The 21,349-nt window shown below is 37.8% G+C and carries 14 protein-coding genes and 1 pseudogene; 6 read left to right on the top strand and 9 right to left on the bottom strand.

The features are described from left to right. The first annotated feature begins 76 nt into the window (after positions 1-76). Positions 77-524: pseudogene (locus HL290_RS09620) on the top strand (hypothetical protein). Between the two features lie 9 nt (positions 525-533). Here the strand turns inward: HL290_RS09620 and HL290_RS09615 are convergent. After that, positions 534-737, bottom strand: a complete 204-nt coding sequence (locus HL290_RS09615) for an amino acid transport protein (protein ID WP_065725413.1) — start codon at positions 735-737, stop codon at positions 534-536. Positions 738-1,116: 379 nt separating this feature from the next. On the opposite strand from HL290_RS09615, the gene HL290_RS09610 reads away from it, so the two are divergent. Continuing rightward, positions 1,117-2,769, top strand: a complete 1,653-nt coding sequence (locus HL290_RS09610; protein WP_198496310.1) for a reverse transcriptase domain-containing protein — start codon at positions 1,117-1,119, stop codon at positions 2,767-2,769. 25 nt (positions 2,770-2,794) lie between these two features. Here HL290_RS09610 and metH read toward each other — a convergent pair whose 3' ends face one another. Then, positions 2,795-6,481 carry a methionine synthase gene (metH, locus tag HL290_RS09605; protein ID WP_198496309.1) on the bottom strand — a complete coding sequence of 1,229 codons (3,687 nt, stop codon included), beginning with the start codon at positions 6,479-6,481 and terminating at the stop codon, positions 2,795-2,797. A gap of 464 nt (positions 6,482-6,945) precedes the next feature. Here metH and HL290_RS09600 point away from each other — a divergent pair, with 464 nt between their 5' ends. Beyond that, positions 6,946-8,577, top strand: coding sequence for an inorganic phosphate transporter (locus HL290_RS09600; RefSeq protein WP_017391706.1), 1,632 nt, complete (start codon positions 6,946-6,948; stop codon positions 8,575-8,577). 164 nt (positions 8,578-8,741) lie between these two features. Continuing rightward, complete coding sequence (locus HL290_RS09595) at positions 8,742-10,076, top strand: D-serine ammonia-lyase (protein ID WP_198496308.1); 1,335 nt, start codon at positions 8,742-8,744, stop codon at positions 10,074-10,076. A gap of 46 nt (positions 10,077-10,122) precedes the next feature. On the opposite strand, the gene HL290_RS09590 is transcribed toward HL290_RS09595, so the two are convergent. From HL290_RS09590 to HL290_RS09570, 5 genes are all read right to left on the bottom strand, one after another. Further along, positions 10,123-11,670, bottom strand: a complete 1,548-nt coding sequence (locus HL290_RS09590; RefSeq protein ID WP_017391704.1) for a hypothetical protein — start codon at positions 11,668-11,670, stop codon at positions 10,123-10,125. 553 nt (positions 11,671-12,223) lie between these two features. Beyond that, complete coding sequence (locus HL290_RS09585) at positions 12,224-12,388, bottom strand: hypothetical protein (RefSeq protein ID WP_004793999.1); 165 nt, start codon at positions 12,386-12,388, stop codon at positions 12,224-12,226. Between the two features lie 107 nt (positions 12,389-12,495). Next, positions 12,496-13,500, bottom strand: a complete 1,005-nt coding sequence (locus HL290_RS09580; protein WP_198496307.1) for an SUMF1/EgtB/PvdO family nonheme iron enzyme — start codon at positions 13,498-13,500, stop codon at positions 12,496-12,498. Further along, the gene (locus HL290_RS09575) at positions 13,497-15,173 is read right to left on the bottom strand and encodes an arylsulfatase (RefSeq protein WP_198496306.1); all 1,677 of its coding nucleotides are present in this window, start codon (positions 15,171-15,173) and stop codon (positions 13,497-13,499) included. Before HL290_RS09575 ends, HL290_RS09580 begins: the two co-directional genes overlap by 4 nt. Before the next feature lie 167 nt (positions 15,174-15,340). After that, positions 15,341-15,958 carry a rhomboid family intramembrane serine protease gene (locus tag HL290_RS09570; protein WP_003653076.1) on the bottom strand — a complete coding sequence of 206 codons (618 nt, stop codon included), beginning with the start codon at positions 15,956-15,958 and terminating at the stop codon, positions 15,341-15,343. Positions 15,959-16,116: 158 nt separating this feature from the next. Here HL290_RS09570 and nfuA point away from each other — a divergent pair, with 158 nt between their 5' ends. Both nfuA and HL290_RS09560 read left to right on the top strand, forming a co-directional pair. Further along, positions 16,117-16,755, top strand: coding sequence for a Fe-S biogenesis protein NfuA (gene nfuA / locus HL290_RS09565; RefSeq protein ID WP_003653074.1), 639 nt, complete (start codon positions 16,117-16,119; stop codon positions 16,753-16,755). Positions 16,756-16,924: 169 nt separating this feature from the next. Further along, positions 16,925-19,189, top strand: a complete 2,265-nt coding sequence (locus HL290_RS09560; protein ID WP_198496305.1) for a TonB-dependent siderophore receptor — start codon at positions 16,925-16,927, stop codon at positions 19,187-19,189. 22 nt (positions 19,190-19,211) lie between these two features. On the opposite strand, the gene HL290_RS09555 is transcribed toward HL290_RS09560, so the two are convergent. After that, complete coding sequence (locus tag HL290_RS09555; RefSeq protein WP_198496304.1) at positions 19,212-20,219, bottom strand: hypothetical protein; 1,008 nt, start codon at positions 20,217-20,219, stop codon at positions 19,212-19,214. A 26-nt stretch (positions 20,220-20,245) separates the two neighbouring features. Beyond that, a complete protein-coding gene (locus HL290_RS09550; RefSeq protein ID WP_045434589.1) occupies positions 20,246-21,271 on the bottom strand; it encodes an alpha/beta fold hydrolase in 1,026 nt (341 codons plus the stop codon). Positions 21,272-21,349: the final 78 nt, after the last annotated feature.

The raw sequence follows: 21,349 nt of genomic DNA, 5'->3' as shown, positions 1-21,349 counted from the left end.
TATTGAACAAACTGACACTATTTAAGGTTATAAACAAATTAACTTTATTATCAAAATTCAACAGTAAGCTATTTTTATGAGTCATTCTGACTCGGCTTTAAAATTTTCACTCGGTCTTAATGGCCTGTCATTTGACTTAGACAACCAACATATTCGATTTGAACAGGGCTTGAGTTTTATTAATTCAAAAAGCATTAGCCATAGTGTGATTGATGAGCTTGCTATTGAAAAGATGATTTATTTTATTGAAGAAATTATAGAGTCTCAGCCACTAAGAAATCTAAATATAAGTGGTGTAGCTGTTACTGCTGATACAGCCATGACACAACTCAGTGAGTTATTTTTTAGTGCTCAAAAGCAAATCAGTCGCATTGAGCTTGAGCATGGATTCAATGATTTTATTGATCGTTTGAGCTACTACACAAGCCAAGTAGTCCCAAATCAGCTTTAAATTTTTTACCTACTTTGTATTTATTCGAGAGATGATGCATTACTTAAGAGTTGAGGAATTTCAAACCATATAAGAATTGACTTTAAAAACGTAAAAAATAGGGAATAACGGATAGTAGAGTACCAATGCCACTAAGCAAGACATTACTTTCAATAAAATAAGGAAAAATCATTAGAGCTAAACCAACAGTAAAAGGCACAGTCATTTTTTGCTTTTTTCCATAGAGAAAATAGCCGAGTCCAATTGAGCTAAAGATTACGCCGAGAAAGAGTTGAGTTGTGTTCATGATGATGTTTCGTACATTGTTATTCTCTGGCAGATATTACGCCAAGACTCTTAAAAGAATATTTAAAAAATAAGAGAGTCGTGATGCAATCATAGTAAAAATTGTGAAAAAACTTATAGGGATTTTTAATTTAATATAGTGATTTATCAGACATAAGATTATATGGTTTAATGAATTATTGATTTTATTATTTTTTGTGACTAGTATTTATGTTGAAGCATCACGCTTTGTTTTAGCTATAGTGTTTTCGCTATGGTAATACTTAGATTGGCTTCAAGCACTTTTCAGTCGGCGGATAATAACACTTCGTTAGTGATTACAATGTTTCGTTGGTGGTAAGTTGAAAGCGTGATGCTTCATAAAATTGAGGTTTAATTTTTTGATTTATAATACATTTAATAATAAATTTGAGTTGGCATCTAGCTTAGGTATAACTGTCAAACAATTAGATTTTATATCTCATAATGTAAGAGCTAATAAGTATAAGAAAATTGAAATTCCGAAAAAGAATGGTGGGAAGCGTGAGTTGTTTGTCCCTAATAGTGCATTAAAAGAGATTCAACGAAAGATTTTATGTGAGATACAGAAAAGTTATGAGCCTAGAGGATGTGCTTTTGCTTATATTAAGGGAAAAGATATTAAACAACATGCAGAAAAGCATAAAAATAAGAAGTGGATATTAAGAGTAGATCTGAAAGATTTTTTTTCAAGTATACATTTTGGGCGTGTAAGAGGAGTGTTTAAATATCTCGGATGTAATGATGAGATTTCTACTTACTTAGCACAATTGTGTTGTCATGATGGTAAATTGCCGCAAGGAGCACCAACCTCACCAATTATCTCTAATTTAATTGTAATGAAGATGGATGGGCAGTTATCAAAATTAGCAAAAGATAATTTATGTTTTTATACCCGATATTGTGATGATATCTATTTTTCCACTAATAGAAATATGTTTCCTCAGAATATAGCTTTTTTCGATCACTCTAGTGGTAATAGGTTTTGCCAAGTAGGTACTGATCTAAAGAATATCATTGAAAATAATGATTTTATAATTAATGAAGATAAAGTCTATTTAGCTAACAAATCTAATAGGCAATTTGTCACTGGTTTAGTTGTAAATGAAAAGATAAATGTTAGTAGAAAGTTTATTAGAAATCTTCGTCCTATTTTAAAAGCTCTGCAAACAAATAAAAACTATGCTTCTGATTATTTTGAAAAGTTTAATAAAGATATTTTATCTCAACTTAGAGGTAAGATAGAGTTTATTGGTAATATTCGTGGTTATGATGATCCTGTCTACAGAAAATATGCCTTGGCTTTATCGAAACTAGATCCATCATATATTTTTAATAAAAGAAATTTATCTTTTGGTGATGGCCAACTAGTTGAAATTTATTGTGAGGGTGTTACAGATTATCTTTTCTTAAAAGAGTATCTAAAACTATTTAAAAGTAGAGGAATGTTTACTGATCTTGAAATTAGATTTAGAGAGGACTCTAATTTTACTGGTGGTGATACTCAGTTGTTAGATGCTTATAAGAAAATTCAGCAAATGAACTCTAGTTTAAATAATCATTTAACTATTTTTGTTTTTGATAAAGATAATCAAACTATTATTAAATACTTTGAAAAATCAGAGAATGAGTTGAAAGGGTTGAAACCTTTGTTTTTACCTTGTCCTGACGGATATGAAACGAGTGAATACTGTATAGAACACCTATTTAAATTTGATGATATTTTGAAAGTGAAAGATAATGAAGATAGAAGAATATATTTAAAAAGTGAATTTAATCCAAAGGGTTTTCATAAAAATCAAGCTCTAATTTATATGAAAATGAATCAAAAAACTCTAGTTGCTGATGATGAGGTCTTCTGCTTGAAAACACAGAATAATGTAGCACTTTCGAAAGCAAAATTTGCAGAATTAGCAACAGGAAAGTATTTAAAAGAGTTAGATTTATCTAATTTTGATAAGTTGTTTTCAGATATTACAAACTTAAAAAATGAGTTTTATACATCCCCTCAATAGAGGGGATTTTTATAATTACTTAAGCTTAAACAATCGAATCATCTAAATTCGGCCCTAACCAACGCTTCGCCTCATCAAGTGTCCAGCCTTTACGTTTTGCATAATCTTCAAGTTGGTCTTGAGAGATTTTACCCACGTTAAAGTATTCACTTTGTGGATGAGAATAATAGAAACCACTTACCGAAGATGGTGGAATCATTGCAAAGTGTTCAGTCAGTTTAGTACCGATTTTGTCTGTAGACCCTAACCAGTCAAACAACACCGCTTTTTCAGAGTGCTCTGGACACGCTGGGTAACCCGGTGCAGGGCGAATACCGACATATTTCTCTTTAATCAGCTCTTCATTAGTCAGTATTTCATCTGCTTTATAACCCCAGAACTCTTTACGAATGCGTTCATGTAAGTGTTCGGCAAAAGCTTCAGCAAAACGGTCAGCCAATGACTGAACTAAAATTGCAGAGTAGTCATCACCTTTAGCTTTGTACTCATTTGCCAATTCTTCTGCACCAAAAATCGATACAGTGAATCCACCTAAGTAGTCCTGTTGCTCACGGTCAGTACGAATGTAATCTGCTAAAGACAAGTTTGGTTTACCTGTGACTTTGTCTGATTGCTGACGTAAATGTTCAAAGGTGTGCGTAACATTTTGACCAGCTTCATCAAATACGCTGACGGTGTCGGCGTCAGTGCGCTGAGCAGGGAACATACCAAATACAGCACGTGCATCAAAAAGGTTGTTGTCGATAATATCTTTCAACATCGCTTGAGCTTGGTTGTACAAATCTGTTGCAGCTTCGCCAACCACTTCATCTTGTAAAATTTTCGGGAACTTACCAGCCAAGCTCCAAGAAATGAAGAATGGTGTCCAGTCAAAATATTCAACCAATGTTTCAAGCGGGTAATTGGTTAAGACTTGTGTTCCCAAAAGATTTGGTTTTGCTGGAACGTAGCTTTCATCAATTTTAAAGCCATTTTGAACAGACTCTGCATAAGTCAGTTTTGCTGCTTTTGGTTGTTTGTTGGCTAAACGCTCACGAATTTTGGCATATTCAGCACGGTGCTCTTCAATGAATTTTCCACGCATTTCTTTTGAAAGCAGGGTAGTTGCAACACCTACAGCACGTGAGGCGTCAGCAACATAAATCACTGCATCGTTATGGTACTGAGGATCAATTTTTACTGCTGTATGCGCTTTCGATGTCGTAGCACCACCGATCAATAAAGGAATGTCAAAGCCTTTACGTTGCATTTCTTTCGCAACAAACACCATTTCATCTAAAGATGGAGTAATCAGACCTGACAATCCGATGATGTCACATTTTTCATCAATTGCGGTTTGCAAGATTTTCTCGCAAGGTACCATCACACCAAGATCAACAATGTCGTAACCATTACAGCCGAGTACAACACCCACAATATTTTTACCAATATCGTGTACGTCGCCCTTAACAGTTGCCATCAGGACTTTACCTTTAGATTGACTACCTGTTTTTTCAGCTTCAATGTACGGGTTGAGCCAAGCCACAGCTTGCTTCATGACACGCGCAGATTTCACAACCTGTGGTAAGAACATTTTACCTGAACCGAACAAGTCACCAACCACGTTCATACCGTCCATCAAAGCGCCTTCAATCACATCTAAAGGACGTTTGGCTTTTAGGCGAGCTTCTTCTGTATCTTCATCAATGTATGTGGTAATACCTTTAACCAAAGCATATTCAAGACGTTTTTCTACAGGTTCGTTACGCCATTCAAGGTTTTCGGCTTCACGCTGAGCACCACTATGACCACGGTATTTTTCAGCGACTTCAAGCAGTTTCTCTGTGGCGTTTTGACCAGACTCACCTTGGTTCTGGTTTAAAACAACATCTTCAACTGCATCTTTGAGTTCTTTAGGAATATCATCATAAATTGCCATCTGACCAGCATTTACAATCCCCATGGTCATGCCTTGTTTAATGGCATGGTACAAGAACACAGAGTGAATGGCTTCACGAACAGGCTCATTTCCACGGAATGAGAACGATACGTTCGATACACCACCAGAAATCATGGCGTGAGGTAAGTTCTGTTTAATCCAACCTGTGGCTTCAATAAAATCGACGCCATAGTTATTGTGTTCTTCAATACCTGTTGCCACTGCAAACACGTTCGGGTCAAAAATAATATCTTCAGCAGGGAAGCCCACATCATTAACCAAAACATCATAAGAACGTTTACAGATTTCACGCTTACGTGCAGCAGTGTCGGCCTGACCTGTTTCATCAAAGGCCATCACAATAATTGCAGCACCATATTGGCGACACAGGCGAGCTTTTTCGACAAACTCGTCATAACCTTCTTTTAACGAAATCGAGTTAACAACTGGCTTACCCTGTACGCATTTTAAGCCTGCTTCAATGATTTCCCATTTTGATGAGTCAATCATGATAGGCACACGTGAAATATCTGGCTCAGATGCCACAAGGTTTAGGAAATGCACCATCGCATTTTGCGAATCGAGCATCCCTTCATCCATGTTAATGTCGATAATCTGGGCACCAGCTTCCACTTGTTGCTGTGCAACTTCTAAAGCTTCGGCAAAGTTTTCTTCACGAATAAGACGTAAGAATTTTTTTGAACCGGTAACGTTGGTACGTTCACCCACGTTTACGAACAATGAGTCATCATAAATATTAAATGGTTCTAAACCACTCAAACGACAAGCTGGCTTAGTTTCTGGAATTTGACGAGGTGCAATGTCTTTTACAGCATTGGCAATAGCACGAATATGGTCTGGTGTTGTACCACAGCAACCACCGGTAATATTGATCAAACCACTTTCTGCAAACTCTTTTAAGAAGGCAGCAGTTTGTTCTGGTGTTTCATCATATTCACCAAAAGCGTTTGGTAAGCCAGCATTTGGATGGGCAGAAATGAAAGTATCAGCAACATCAGACACAGTTTTAACGTGAGGGCGCATGGCATCTGCACCAAGGGCACAGTTAAAACCAATTGAAAGTAAATCACCATGACGTACAGAGTTCCAGAACGCTTCGGCAGTTTGACCTGTTAAGGTACGGCCTGAGGCATCGGTAATGGTCCCTGAAATCATGAGTGGTAATTCATGACCAATTTGTTTAAAGACTTCTTTCACCGCAAAAATTGCAGCTTTACAGTTTAATGTATCAAAAACGGTTTCAATCAGAATGATATCTGCACCACCTTCAATCAGCGCATGAGTGGCCTCAATATAGTTTTCTTTTAGCGCATCAAAGGTAATGTTACGAAAGGCAGGATCATTTACATTTGGTGAAATTGAACAAGTACGCGATGTTGGGCCGAGTACACCCGCTACAAAACGAGGTTTATCTGGAGTCGAATATTTTTCACAGGCTGCTTTGGCTAAACGGGCTGCTTCACGGTTAATCTCGGGAACAAGGTCTTCCATGTGGTAATCAGACATAGAAACACGTGTGCCGTTAAAGCTGTTGGTTTCAATAATGTCTGCACCAGCATCAAGGTAAGCTTCATGAATGCCTTGAATGATTTCTGGCTGTGTCAAAACTAAAAGGTCATTATTACCTTTTAAGTCATGTGCCCAATCGGCAAAACGCTCACCACGGTAGTCGGCTTCTTCCAATTTATGGCGCTGGATCATCGTTCCCATTGCACCATCAATAATCAGAATGCGTTTAGCAAGAAGCGCTTTTAGGGTGGCAAGCGTAGACATAGAAAACCCCGATCTTTTATATGAATTTAAAAATGCGGCGCTATTGTAACAGAATAGCAGCACAATTGATGATCTATGACGACCCACCATTCACCGTAAATTAGTCGTAAAAAAAAGTGTTTTCGAACAAAAAGAGGGTGTTTTTTCATCAAATATTCATAAAATGATCATGATATTGAAATATTTCATCTCCAATATTCTGTTTTATGACAATTAGGCTGTTTAAAAAAGCGTCATACAGGTAATTTTTTAGATATTTTTGCTTTAAAAATAGTCATAAATAAGGAAGATATAAATTGATTTAAATTATTGTATTTTAATAAGAAAATAAATTTTATAGAGGAAAGGTGCATCAAATGAGGTCAAAATATGAAAAATTGACTTCATCAGGCGCCGCTTTGTCATATAATTGTCATAATTTAATTTAAGAATACAGAGGATTTTTCTATCCTCTTACCGTCTGCATGAATTCTAATCTACCCCCTGTTTCGGATTCAAAACTTGCGGCAAACCTGCAAGTCAAATCGACGAATGTACATGTCCCGACACCTAAGTTCTTTATGCCGGTGTTTCTGACAATTATTGTTGCAACACTTATTTATATTGGATTTCAGGTGAGTGCTGATTTAGCGCATGTACCGCCTTTGAGTCTTTATTCGGTTATTCTCTTATCTACTGCACTCTTGATTGCTTTAGGCTTTGAGTTTGTAAATGGCTTCCATGATACTGCAAATGCAGTAGCGACAGTGATTTACACCAATGCTTTACCTGCACCGGTTGCAGTCATGTGGGCAGGTTTTTGTAATTTTCTTGGGGTAATGGTTGCAAGCGGCGCAGTCGCTTACGGCATTATTGCATTGTTGCCTGTTGAATTGATTATGAACATGGGTAGCGGTGCAGGTTTCGCAATGGTTTTTGCGCTTCTTATTGCTGCGATTCTCTGGAACTTAGGTACTTGGTTCTTGGGTATTCCTGCTTCTAGCTCTCATACTTTGATTGGTTCAATCTTGGGTGTGGGCATTATGAACCATCTGTTGAGTGCATCGACTGGCGTAACGACCAGTGGTGTTGATATGGATCAGGTGATTAAAGTCGGTAAGGCCTTATTATTTTCACCTTTAATTGGTTTTGCTTTTGCAGCGATTGTATTCTTGTTGGTTAAAACTATTTTTAAACGCCAATTAGAATTATTCCAACCACCAGAAGGTAATAAACCACCACCAGCAATCATTCGTGCAATTTTAATCTTTACCTGTACAGGTGTAAGTTTTGCACATGGTTCTAATGACGGTCAAAAAGGTATGGGTTTAATCATGCTGATTTTGGTTGGTCTGGTGCCATTGGCTTATTCATTAAATAAAAACCTAGATACACAACAAGTTCAATCATTCCATCAGCTTTCTTCTCAAACTGCCGTACTTTTGAATCAAAATCAGCCAGAATTAACCGATGAAAAAGCACGTGTTATTTTGACTAAATATATTCAGACTAAACAGCAAACTCCGGAAGTAGTGCCTGCATTGGCAAGCATGACTGATCATTTGGGTGAGCGAGTTTCTAGCTATAGCAACTTAAAAGACATTCCAGAAGCTGCAATCAGTGAAATTCGTAATGACATGTATTTAAGTACAACGACGTTTAAGCGTTTGGATAAAGCAGATGCTTTACCAAAAATGGATCAGTCACAAGAAAAACTCGTGAAAGAATACCGTAGTAGCTTAGATTCATTCTTACAATACATTCCAACTTGGGTGAAAGTAGCAGTTGCTTTGGCACTTGGCTTAGGCACCATGGTCGGCTGGAAACGTATTGTTGTGACTGTAGGTGAACGTATTGGTAAACATCACATGACTTATGGTCAAGGGATGTCTGCTGAGCTTGTCGCAATGAGTACAATTGCAGCTGCCGACGGTTTAGGTATGCCTGTTTCAACAACACACGTTTTAAACAGTGCTGTTGCAGGTACCATGGTAGCGAATAGATCGGGTTTAAACTTCAATACAGTTAAAACGATTTTATCTGCATGGGTATTTACACTTCCTGCAACAATCTGTTTGTCTGGCGGTTTGTACTGGTTATTCTTACAGTTTGTATAAAAGTATTTAAAAAATTAAAGCCACTGTTCACAGTGGCTTTTTTATTTGTTTCTTTTTAACGTTCAGTCTATTTTCATGTACATTCAATTATAAATTAACGAGTCCTTATAAAGCCTCAAGTAACTTCAGAGGCTAGGCTTAAAACTTTTATATCGGGATAGATTATGGATGCGGTTCAAATAGATCAGCTAAAACAACAATTTCCACTTATTGAGACACTGCAAGCCTATCAAGAAACATTTTGGTTTACACCTCATTGCTATCCTTTAAAAGAAGCTTTAGAAAAAGTTGGATTAACAGCCGAAGACGTAAGTGAAGCAGAAGCCCGATTAGAGCGTTTCGCACCTTATTTGGCAAAAGTGTTTCCTGAAACTCAAGCGCAACATGGAAAAATTGAATCAGAGATCGTTGAAATTGGCCATATGCAACAAGCACTATCTTCAACAGAACAAGTGCAACTGAGTGGAGCATTCTGGCTGAAAAAAGATAGCCATTTACCTATTTCAGGTTCAATTAAAGCGCGTGGTGGTATTTATGAAGTCTTGGCTCACGCCAAAAAGTTGGCAATTGAGGCTGGACTTCTCAAATTAGAAGACGATTACAGTAAGTTAGATCAAGATTCATTTCGAACGTTTTTTTCTAAGTATCAAATTGCAGTAGGCTCAACAGGAAATTTAGGGCTTTCGATTGGCATCATGAGCGCCAAACTGGGTTTTAGAGTCACAGTCCATATGTCGGCTGATGCAAGACAATGGAAAAAAGACAAACTGCGTTCATTGGGCGTTAATGTTGTGGAATATGCCAGTGACTATGGAGTAGCTGTTGAAGAGGGAAGAAAAGCAGCAGAACAAGATCCGCACTGCTTTTTTATTGATGATGAAAACTCAAAAACATTGTTTTTAGGTTATGCAGTTGCAGGAATACGCTTAAAACAGCAATTTGAGCAAAAACAAATTTCAGTCGATGCTGAACACCCATTATTTGTTTATTTGCCGTGTGGCGTCGGTGGTGGCCCTGGTGGGGTAAGTTTTGGACTAAAACTGGCTTTTGGTGAGCATGTACATTGTATCTTTGCAGAACCCACCCATTCACCATGTATGTTACTGGGTGTCCACACAGGTTTGCATGATCAGATTTCAGTGAATGATATTGGCCTCGATAATGTAACTACTGCAGATGGGCTCGCAGTAGGCCGTGCTTCAGGTTTTGTTGGGCGTGCTATGCAGCAGTTAATTGATGGCTACTACACCATTGATGATGAGCGTTTGTATGAGCTCATTGCGCTTTTAAATCAAACCGAAAATATTCAGCTTGAGCCTTCTGCGGTGGCTGGAATGATGGGGCCATATTATGTCCAGACTAACCTTGATTATTTAGCGTTACATCAATTATCAGTTGAGCAATTAAAACAGGCAACCCATGTGATATGGGCGACAGGAGGTGGTATGGTGCCGCCTGATGAAATGCAAAAATATCTATCACACTTTAAAAATAAATAGATAAACACAGAAAAAAGCCCAATTCTAGAATTGGGCTTTAATATAATTATTTTTTAGATGATTTTCCAAAAGGTAGTTTTTCGGTTGCAAAGCCATAGATTGCAGCAAAAGGCAGGGCAGTTCTTGCTAAATAAGCAACACGCCACAATCCACCGTGGTTGGCACCTTCCATCATAAGTTCAAGCGGATGGTCCAGCTCAGTTTCAGGATTCGCTACAGAAGACTCATTTCTTAAGTCATGAATCCAGATTGCAGCCATAATTGCATTGGTAGTTTCAGGGCTAAATGCTTCTACATCAAAAAGCTCTGCACCATTAAAAGCTGCTTTCAATAATGGATTTTTAGTCACAGAGTGAGTCGTTGTTGATGGTGCAATATTAATGCTGACGTGTTGTCCTTGATGGCGGGCCAAAATAGCACGCCATTGTTGAATGCGTTTTGCCAAAGCATAATTTGGCCCTTGTTCAACAACTAGACAGTCGGCAATGCCATAAGTTTTTCCATTTTCACAAGCAATTAAGTCTTGATATGGCGCTTGAAAAAAACGATTAAGCGAAAGAGCGGAAACACCTTTCACTGCCATTTTTTGTATTTTTGTGCGTGATTTAAACTTTTGTTGAGCAGCTTTGGCGACTTCTTTAGGAACTGCATAAACATCGGTTGGCGTACACATAAACATAAGGCTCGTATCAGACTTATGCTCGCTCACAAATTGCATGATGCTGTCCATTGCCATGGAAACACGAACATGCTTTTCGCCATCTAAATAAGCTATTGCGGCCAAATCTAACTTTTGTGGAAACTGAACTAACCACTGTGCAATTTCTGGTAATTGAGTCAATAAATTTGCACCCAATTTATCCTTTAACTCAGAAACTTTTGCTGATGAATCAACTGGTTCAACACTTGGTGCAATGAGAGTTGCGTTTCCTTGTTGAATCGTATTTAAAATTTTGCCCCAGACACGTGGGTTTGGTAAGTCGACAGCAACAATATTCGCTTTCCATTTGGCTAACCAAGGTAGAGGTCCTGCTTCTGAAGCTGCACCAAACAGCACCATGGTACGGTCTGATAAATCAAACCATTCTGGGTGAGCAATAGCTTCACGTAGAGCTTTTGCATGGCTTGGTTCAATAATACCAGCCTCTTCCCAACGTTGAATCTGGTCCAGTAAGCTTTGCCCGCTTAGTTTTTGCCCTTTGTAAGGAACATACCATTCAGGTGCTGCATCACTTTCACCTTTAAGTTTTACTGTATGAAGTGGCGTAGATGAAGCAATATTAACTGCATCTTTTAAAAGGTAGTGTTTACTATCACGATAATAGTCAAAAATATGGTGAGCTTTATGCAAACCTTGCTTCGCAATAGTAATGGGGTGGTTACTATTAGAAATTCCTTGTTTAACAAGTGCTTTAAAATATATTGGGTAATTTTTTCGCCAGTTTTTTTCATTCAACACTTGTTGTGCGGTTTTATTATCTACAACAGATAAAGCCTCTGACAAAATTTCTTGGCCAGTAAGAGATGTGCTTTGTTTTTTTGTTGAGGCGTGTACTGGAAATTGTAGACCTTCGACTTGACTTGTGCTGGACATAAAATATCTCGTTATACGACTGGGTTAATATACAGATGTATACATTATCTATGCCAATGAAAGGAAACGAGTGGCAATAACTGACAAAATAATATTGATTATTTATGTGATGAAACATGGAAGAGAAAATTATTATGATAAATTCATCTCATTTTGGTCTTAATTTTTTTCACAATTTTAGAACATTTTTATAGACTTACGTTACATAAATGATTATTTTGTATTAAGCAAATACATCAGTTTTAGCCTGAAGGTAAAATGTTCAAAATGTATCAATAATACAGATACAGAAATGATTAAAAACTAGACTTTTTTATTAAAAGATAAGAAAAGTCAGACGGAATAAGAAAGAATTGGGGTGAAACTAGATAGAAGACAGCATAAGATTGTCTTTTAAAAATCTTGGGGATATGGTGATTTTTTTACACCATAATTTTCTAGTTTCACCCCATCTATTTTGGGTTGGAACCCTCCATTTTTGTACTCACTTTATCACTCGATTAAACCTTATTTGTTTAAACTAACTTCAAAATTATTTTAAAAGAAACTATTTTTAACAACGTCCTTTTTTCGCTTGTCCTGGTGGGCAAAAGTCTCCTGGATGGTTGTGATAAGGTGAATCTGGATCAATCACAATACTACCTTCAGGTGTATGAACTGCACAGGCTGATAATGACATTGTGAAAATTGCTGCTGCACAGAGAAGTAATGTTTTCATCTTGTTCTCACTTTTTTATCATTCTCCATTTTACTATAGAAATATTTTGATTATTTTTCGATCTACTTTTGGTTAAGAATATATTTAATAATTCTGACTTGAAGAAACTAATCAGACCGTAAAATCGTTCGGAAGCCCACATGGGTTGCTGCTAAATCAAAGTCTTGTGGATAGCGGCTACTGCTACGATAACGTGAACAATAATTTTGTGCACAAAGAAAAGATCCGCCTTTAATTACATATTGTGTACTGGTGATTTGTTGTTGTCTTAAATCAGAATAATTTCCCATATGCTGGTCATGAGCACCTTGATATGGAGATGATGTCCATTCCCATACATTTCCAATCATATCAAATAGTTTGAAATGATTTGGTGCAAAGCATCCAACGGGCGCAACATCTTTAAAGTGATCTTGATTCAGGTTTTGAAAAGGGAATTCACCTTGCCAGTAATTTGCTTGTGGATGTTGGTGTTCATCTGTAGGGGCTTGATGTAATGGTGTATCAGTTTGCGAATTCGCTTTAGCTGCATATTCCCATTCTAGTTCTGTTGGTAAATCATGTCCTAACCAGACTGCATAATGTTCAGCATCGTTTTTACTCACATATCGCACAGGTTCATTCGGATTGGCTACGGCGCCATTATTGCCGTTTGGAGTTTTCCATGTATAGCCCGATTTTAGTTGCCACCATTGCTCCGGATGATGAGGGTCTGGTGAAAAAACAGCAGCCTGCTTTTGTTTTTCGGCATCGGTGATATAACCCGTTGCTTTTACGAAACTAGCAAATTGAGCAACGCTGACTTCTGTCTGATCAATCCAGAATCCTTTGACTTCCCGTTGCTTTTTTCCAAAATTAAGTTCATCGGGATATGCTTTTTCAGAACCAAAATTAAAATGTCCATCAGGAATTAAAACCATTCCAGCTGTAGGTTGTTTTAGCCAACCTTGAGGTAGTCCTGTATAGTTTTTACACTTCTCAATAGAACCCAAGTCAGCTAACGAGGTTTGCTGCTGAGACGATGGTGCGGGTTCAGAAACTTGTGAAGATTGACTACAGCCTGCCATAAAAGACAGACTGATGGTCGTAACTAAAAATGGTTTCAATCTCATTTGGCGTTATATTCCTGCACACCATTTTTTTCAGTATATTTTTGATAGACCGATAAGAGTTCTTGCACTTTAGCAGGGTAAAGCTGAGCAACGTTCTGTCTTTCCCCTCGATCCGCTTTAATGTTGTATAGCTCCCAAGTTCCTGTACCTAATTCAGGGCGCCCTTGAAGTGCAATTTTCCACTCGCCTTGTTTTGCATATTTACTGCCATGTAACTCATCAGCAAAACTAAAATTTTCGGGGCGAATCGTAGTTGTTTTATTTTCAAGTAAAGGTTTCCATGAAATCCCTGATGGCGTGTTAATGGTACGACCATTGTATTGGCCTTGAGGTACTGGAATATGAGCATATTCTAGTAAAGTTGGGAAAACATCGAGTACTGATGCAAAGCTATGATTCGTTTCTTCTGCTTTTTTCTGATTTGGTAATTTCACGATTGCAGGGGCAGTAGTTGCACCTTCACCAGCCGTATCCTTCCACAAATGGAAAGGTGCAGCACTAACCTCAGCCCAACGTGGTCCAATATAGTGATACGAAGTCGGTGTTCCTACATTTGCTACAGAGTTATCAAAGCCAGATTCACTGCCGTATCCTCCACGTACAAAACCTTCTGCACCATTGTCGGAAACAAAGAAAATTAAGGTATTGTCATAAAGATTATTTTGTTTGAGGTATTGAATAATTCGGCCCACATTGGCATCGAGATTTTCTACCATACCTGCATAGATTTCCATTTTACGGGCTTCTAGTGCTTTTTGTTCAGCAGTTAATTCATTCCATTTTCCATATTTTTGTGGAGCATTTTGAGTTGCAATCGGTTCGGCTGCTTCAAAGTTTGCCGGAATAATGCCAAGCTGTTTTTGGCGTGCGATACGCGCATTACGAATTGCATCGTAACCAACATCGTAAACTCCGTGATATTTTTCACGGTATTCCGCAGGTGCCTGAATTGGCCAGTGAGGCGCTGTATAGGCAGCATAAGCAAAGAACGGTTTGCCGCTATTTTTGCCGGAGTCTAAATAGCTCAGTAATTTATCGGTAAAATAATTTGTCGAGAAAAAGTCATCAGGTAATGCTGAAACAGGAATAATTTGCCCATCTTCCGTATAGGTCGAATTCCGCTTAAATGCACTTGGAGCTTGCTTAAAGTGATGATCTAGGCCTTGTAACAAGGTAAATGAATGGTCAAAACCTTTTGCATGGGCATTTGTTTCAGGGGTTAGTCCTAAATGCCATTTACCGCTGATATAAGTACGATAGCCATTATCTTTCAGCACTTGTGCGATGGATAATGAACGCTCATTCAAATAGCCCTCATAGCCGGGCTGGCCCTTTAAATTTTCTGGCGTGAGTTCAGCCATTGCACCAATACCAGCTAAATGGTGATCAGTACCTGAAATCAGTTGAGAACGTGTTGGGGAACAGGTCGGGGCGGTGTGATAGTCAGTTAAAAGGCGACCTTCTTGAGCTAGGCTATCAATATTGGGTGTACGAATTTCACCACCGAAAGCCCCTAAATCTGAATAGCCTAAGTCATCCGCCATAATAAATAAGATATTGGGCTGCTTAGGAGCACTGACTACATTTTCTTGTTTATCGTTGTCATTACATCCAGCCAAAGATAAGCTAAATAAAGCAATGGAAAGGCTAGATAAAATTGCTTTGTACTTCATTGTATCATCTGAATTATTAAAAGATTTGGCATGAGTTTAATCAGATGGTTTTTGCAATCAAAACAAGGAAAAGATCAAAGAAAATCAGAAAAAAGACTGAGAATTTATGGTGATAAATAAATGAGAAAAAAAGAAAAGCCCATTACGGGCTTTTTTGAGTGCCTGACTTAGAACGGAATACGAGTCAGTTGATCTAAGAAATGTGGAATCACTTTAGGTTCGATCAAAATGGTTACAAGGACCCCGTAAGCTGCACCCCATAAATGAGCACTATGGTTGATATGGCTATTACCACGTTTACCAGCCCAAATGCTGTACGCTACATATAAGACAGCAAAAATAATGGCTGGTACTGGAATGAAGAATACAAAAATCAGCTTCCATGGTTGAAATAGAATATAAGCAAATAAAACAGCTGAAACGGCACCAGAGGCGCCGAGGCTTGCCCAGTTTGTATCATTTCTATGTTGTAAATAGCTCGGTAAAATTGCAAAGATTAAACCGCCTAAATAGAACAACACAAATCCCATGTCATAAAAATATTGGCGATAAAAACTTTCAATAATGCTGCCAAAGAAGAACAGGGTAATCATGTTGAAAAGTAGATGTGTACCATCTGCATGGATAAAGCCATGAGTAATGAAACGATCAAATTGTCCACGTTGCATTGCAGGTGGCCAAAAAATTAAACGATTCATCACGTTTTGATTGCTAAAAGCAAGTAAAGAGACAATGACTGTAATAATAATAAGGGTAATGGTATGGTTAAACGGCAGATGCAACATAAGAAATATTTAAAAAATGATCAATATTGAACCCAATAATGCCATTAAAAACTTCAGTTGAAACCCTGTTGTGTATAAATCCGACAAATTTAGTTGATTTTTTTTAAATCTACCTCATCTTCGGTTAATATAAAGGCATCAGCTTGAGGAATATTGTTATGTCGACTGAGAACACCAACACTGCTGTTGCAGAAGAAATTCCAAACCTTTTGATTACACCATCTGCACAAGAGTATTTGCACGATTTATTGACGAAGCAAAATACTCCGGGAATTGGCGTTCGAGTTTTTGTTGAACATCCGGGTACGCCACGTGCAGAATGCTGTATGGCATATAGTGCACCAGAAGAAGTAATCCCAACGGATTATAAACAGGACTATCCAGATTTCCCTGCATATATTGACGCGCCATCTATTCCTTATCTTTTAGATGCCGTAATTGATTACAATAAGGACCGTTTTGGTGGGCAGTTAACTTTCCGCGCGCCAAACTCTAAAGTTCCACGTGTTGGTCCAGATGCATCAATTGAAGAGCGTATTACTTACATTCTTCAAGCAGAAATTAACCCGGGTCTTGCAGGCCATGGCGGGAATTGTAGCTTGGTAGAAGTACAAGATAATCCAGAACATGGTTTAACTGCTGTATTAAAATTTGGTGGTGGTTGCCAAGGATGTTCTGCAATTGACGTTACCTTGAAACAAGGTGTAGAAACGACGTTAAGAGAGCATATTCCAGAGCTTCAACGTGTGGTTGACCAAACTGACCATACACAAGCTGAAGGTGCTTATTTCAAATAATTAAATTATTTGAAAAGTGAAATAAAAAAGCCTCGGAATGAGGTTTTTTTATTATTCAATATAAATAATGATAATTATTATCAATATCATTTGTAATTTTATTTAGATTTGTTACAATGCGGAACTTAAAATGAGAGATGTTTAATAAATCAATATATTGGGAATACTTATGTCGAAGCGTATTATCCAGTCAGTGCTTTCTGTTTCAGTACTGGCAAGTATGATGTCTATGGCTTATGCTGCAAAAAATGAGCAAGAACAAGCTGAACCAGCATTAGAAAAGCCTGCTGAACCTGTGAAATTGGAAACAATTTTTGTAACAGCTGAAGAGCAAGTAAAGCAATCGCTCGGTGTATCAGTGATCACCCAAGAAGATTTAGAAAAACTTCCAGTTCGTAATGATATTTCAGATTATGTACGCCGTATGCCTGGTGTAAATTTAACTGGAAACAGTGCAACAGGGCAGCGTGGTAATAATAGACAAATCGACATTCGTGGAATGGGTCCTGAAAATACGCTCATTTTAGTTGATGGAAAACCGATTAACTCTCGTAATTCAGTTCGCTATGGCTGGAAAGGGGAACGTGATACACGCGGTGATTCAAACTGGGTTCCAGCAGAAGCAATCGAATCGATTGAAGTTTTACGCGGGCCAGCCGCAGCTCGATATGGTTCGGGTGCAGCAGGTGGTGTAGTCAACATCATCACTAAAAAAGTGACGAATGAAACCCATGGTTCGGTAGAACTCTATACTTCACAACCTGAAGACTCTAAAGAAGGTTCATCAAATCGAGTTGGCTTTAACGTAAGTGGGCCACTGATTAAAGACGTTTTGTCTTATCGTTTATATGGTAATTACAATAAGACAGAAGCTGACGATGTCGATATTAATAAATCAATTGGAAGTACGGCAGCTGGGCGTGAAGGCGTTAAAAATAAAGATATTTCAGGCCGTTTAGCTTGGCAGGCAACAGATCAACAAACTGTCTTGCTCGATGTCTCATCTAGCAAGCAAGGGAATATTTACTCTGGCGACTCTCAGTTAAATGCAAATGCTGAAGCAGATGCGATTCTTTCTGAACTTATTGGTAAAGAAACCAATACGATGTACCGTGATAGCTATGCTTTAACACATGAAGGTGATTGGTCTTGGGGTAAAAGTAAGTTAGTTGCTCAATACGATAAAACTCATAATAAACGTTTGCCTGAAGGCCTTGCTGGAAGTGTAGAAGGAAAAATTAATAACCTTGATGATAAAGCCACTTCAAGATTAGAAACTCTTCGGTTGAATGGTGAAGCCAATATTCCTTTTGAATATTATGTACCACACGTATTAACACTCGGTACTGAGTGGGTTGAAGACAGATTTAAAGATAATATTTCGACAAATCAGGGTACAGACAGCAGCGGTTCAGGTTATGGCGATCAATTAGCTAAAGGCAATCGCAGTAAAATGGAATCACGTATTGCTTCTGCATATATCGAAGATAACTTGAAACTCACAGACAGCACCGATGCTGTGTTAGGTTTACGTTTCGACGACCATAGCAAATCTGGTTCTAACTGGAGCCCAAGCTTAAACGTTACTCAAAGGCTCAATGATTATTTCACGTTAAAAGGTGGGATAGCAAAAGCTTATAAAGCACCAAACATGTATCAAAATGCCGAAGGGTACTTACTCAGTACAAACGGCAATGGTTGTCCAGCCAATATTGAATCGCGTTGTTTATTACAAGGTAACGGTGATTTAAAACCAGAAACTTCGGTAAACAAAGAGTTAGGCATTCAGTTCCAAAAAGATATTGTGAATGCGAGCTTAACGTGGTTCCGTAATGACTATAAAGATAAGATTGTGGCAGGAACTAATGTTGTTGGCACTGTCGATGGCTCAAGTACCAATGCAAATACAGGAGCTGTGACCAACACGAAGTGGAATATCTTACGTTGGGAAAATACGCCTAAAGCATTAATTCAAGGTTTTGAAGGAAGCTTAGGGTTAGACTTTGGCGATATTCGTTGGACCAACAACTTTACCTATATGATGGACTCGAAAGATAAGCAAACGGGTAACCCATTATCTTTAGTTCCTAACTATACAATTAACTCAATTTTTGATTACGACATTACAGATCAATTAGATGTGAATTTTGTATTTACTCAATATGGTCGTCAAAAATCGCGTCAGTTTGCCGAAAATAGAATCGAATCTGGCATTGGTTCAGGTGGAACAAATTCTGCGATTAAGCCAAGCACTGTAAAAAGCTATAGTACGGCTGGAATTAATGTTGGTTATAAAATTTCAGAAAATATTAGTACGCGTGTTGGTGTAAGTAACTTGTTTGATAAACAAATTTTAAGAGACAGTAATTCGATTAGCCAAACTTACAATGAGCCAGGTCGAGCTTATTACGCCTCTCTAAAATATTCATTTTAATCCTAGTAATAACAAAGGCGCTTTAAGCGCCTTTGTTATTTAAAATTTCTAAGGTTTTTTCAGAATAATAAAATTTCTCTAGGTAAACACGAGCACGTCGTCTTAAATGACCAGTTGTAACTAATTGCTGTAATACCGGCACAAGTAACTGAGTCAGTTCATGTTGAATTAAGCTTTCATCAATATTGAGGTCACGAAGTAGCAAGTCAAAATTATGTTCCTGATTTCGAACATACCACGTGTAAATACCATCATGTACTTGTTGTTTCAAATAAGAAGTCTGGCGAATGTGATCCCAAATCTGATGTCCTAAACCCACAGTTTTTGATAAATCCTGAACTTCTACATAATTTTTCAAAACAGAAAGCGGCATAGTTTTAACTTTATGCCAAATATTTGCTTGAAAATGGTAGAGCTTATCATTGTCAAAATGTTGATTTAAAACACGCTCACTCATTTGAGTGAGTTTTAAAATATTCTTTTGCAAATAATGATGAATCGTGTCGTCTAGATTTGAATCGGTTACGGTTTCTAGAACCGATTTACCCATCTTCATAAAACGACCTACACCCGGCACCCGTTTTGACATCGACTCATCTAAATAGTCATGCATCGTTTGTTGAATCAGCTGTGTTAGAAGTGCTGAAAATGCAGGATTATTCACAATCGTTTTAATTAGCTTTTTACGATGCTGATCTTTACTTGCAACGTATTGCGCAATTCCATCAATTGTTAAAACAGGAATAACATCTTCAATTGTTGTACTGTCATTAGAAGGATGAATCAGTGCAAAACGGATATGTTCTGCAATTTGTTCAAGCAGGGAATCAGAAGCAGGGGTGTCTAAAATTTGCTTTTGAATCAGCTGCTGAATTTGTTCGAAAGTCCAGAGGTGTTGTAGTTGCCGACTACCCAACCAATGATAAAATTGCTCAAATTCTTGTTGGATAACATGGGGCTGAGCAAATTCCTCATCTAAAAAATCAAGATGAGCTTCAATGAGTTTTTCTATAAGCGGTTGGGTAGACATAAGGTCTCACAAGTCCGAAGTTATATTTAAGGTGTAGTCGCTTTTGGCGACTGATTTGTTTCTACTTTCAGTAAAAACGGTACATATTGTTGAATAACCAGCTGCTCAGCTTCCAAAATTGGCATATGGCCAACATTTTCTAAAATAACTGGAGGTTGGGCATTCTTTAATAGTCGTTTTAATTCACTTGCGACTTCGACATTAATAATCTTATCTTGCTTACCCCATAAAATCAGTGTCGGTGCATCTATTGTTTTTGTGAGAACTGCAAATGAGTCTGGCGTATAGACTTTATTGAGGGCAATAAGTTGATCAACCAGTTTCTGCGTTTGAGGTGCCTGATTAATCATGAGCTTTTCTTGAGCTTCTAAAAATTCTTTTGGAATAAACGGAGGATTAAACATGGTTTGCTTTAACAAATAGTTAAAGTCCCCCTTTTTAGATACTAAAAGTTGTTTTAGGTAAGCAGGATCTTTTAGGTAAATTGTATTTGCTGAACGGAAAATACCGCCACTATCAACTAAGAATAGACTTTTGGTTTCAAATGGATATTGTCCAGCATAAAGTAGAGCAATTGAACCGCCAAGTGAGTGGCCAGCAATATGAATAGGGCCTTTTAAATTTGCAGCTTCAACAAAACGACGTAATTTTTCGGCAAGATTAGGCACTGAATAATCAAAGTCTTGTGTAACTAAGGTTTCACCACTGCCAGGTAAGTCAGGAATAACGACATGGTAATTTGCTGTGAGATAACGGGCGACACGGTTCCAGTTATCACGGCTACCTCCTAATCCATGGATGAGTAACAACGTAGGTTTAGTGGTAGACCCACCTTCACTATATGACCAAGTTATATCACCAACTTTTAAACTTTTACTTTGTAAACCTGCCCAGCTTCGTTCTTGCTGCAAAATATTTTGAAAGCTTATATCAATCGTATCGGCAGCTTGTGTCTGAGAAATACTCATTATTGTTGTAAGGCTGCACGCTAAGGTAAATGCTGCAACGGTTTTTTTTAGAACAGTTTTTTTTGATGCGGACAGCGTTGTCATAAGATTTCATCCTTGATGCATAAGCGAGTTTGAAAATTATTGAAAAACTTTGCCAATGAGTCATTTGCTAAATGATTA

It is taken from the genome of Acinetobacter sp. AC1-2 (genome assembly GCF_016124155.1).
GTDB classification, from domain to species: Bacteria; Pseudomonadota; Gammaproteobacteria; order Pseudomonadales; family Moraxellaceae; genus Acinetobacter; species Acinetobacter calcoaceticus.
The sequence above is the reverse complement of the archived record's forward strand: the minus strand, read 5'-3'. Positions and strand labels throughout refer to the sequence as shown.

Excerpts from the sequence above, each read along its gene's own strand:
- HL290_RS09615 (WP_065725413.1), bottom strand. The coding sequence starts at position 737 with ATGAACACAACTCAACTCTTTCTCGGCGTAATCTTTAGCTCAATTGGA.
- metH (WP_198496309.1), bottom strand. The coding sequence starts at position 6,481 with ATGTCTACGCTTGCCACCCTAAAAGCGCTTCTTGCTAAACGCATTCTG.
- HL290_RS09600 (WP_017391706.1), top strand. The coding sequence starts at position 6,946 with ATGAATTCTAATCTACCCCCTGTTTCGGATTCAAAACTTGCGGCAAAC.
- HL290_RS09595 (WP_198496308.1), top strand. The coding sequence starts at position 8,742 with ATGGATGCGGTTCAAATAGATCAGCTAAAACAACAATTTCCACTTATT.
- HL290_RS09590 (WP_017391704.1), bottom strand. The coding sequence starts at position 11,670 with ATGTCCAGCACAAGTCAAGTCGAAGGTCTACAATTTCCAGTACACGCC.
- HL290_RS09585 (WP_004793999.1), bottom strand. The coding sequence starts at position 12,388 with ATGAAAACATTACTTCTCTGTGCAGCAGCAATTTTCACAATGTCATTA.
- HL290_RS09580 (WP_198496307.1), bottom strand. The coding sequence starts at position 13,500 with ATGAGATTGAAACCATTTTTAGTTACGACCATCAGTCTGTCTTTTATG.
- HL290_RS09575 (WP_198496306.1), bottom strand. The coding sequence starts at position 15,173 with ATGAAGTACAAAGCAATTTTATCTAGCCTTTCCATTGCTTTATTTAGC.
- HL290_RS09570 (WP_003653076.1), bottom strand. The coding sequence starts at position 15,958 with ATGTTGCATCTGCCGTTTAACCATACCATTACCCTTATTATTATTACA.
- nfuA (WP_003653074.1), top strand. The coding sequence starts at position 16,117 with ATGTCGACTGAGAACACCAACACTGCTGTTGCAGAAGAAATTCCAAAC.
- HL290_RS09560 (WP_198496305.1), top strand. The coding sequence starts at position 16,925 with ATGTCGAAGCGTATTATCCAGTCAGTGCTTTCTGTTTCAGTACTGGCA.
- HL290_RS09555 (WP_198496304.1), bottom strand. The coding sequence starts at position 20,219 with ATGTCTACCCAACCGCTTATAGAAAAACTCATTGAAGCTCATCTTGAT.
- HL290_RS09550 (WP_045434589.1), bottom strand. The coding sequence starts at position 21,271 with ATGACAACGCTGTCCGCATCAAAAAAAACTGTTCTAAAAAAAACCGTT.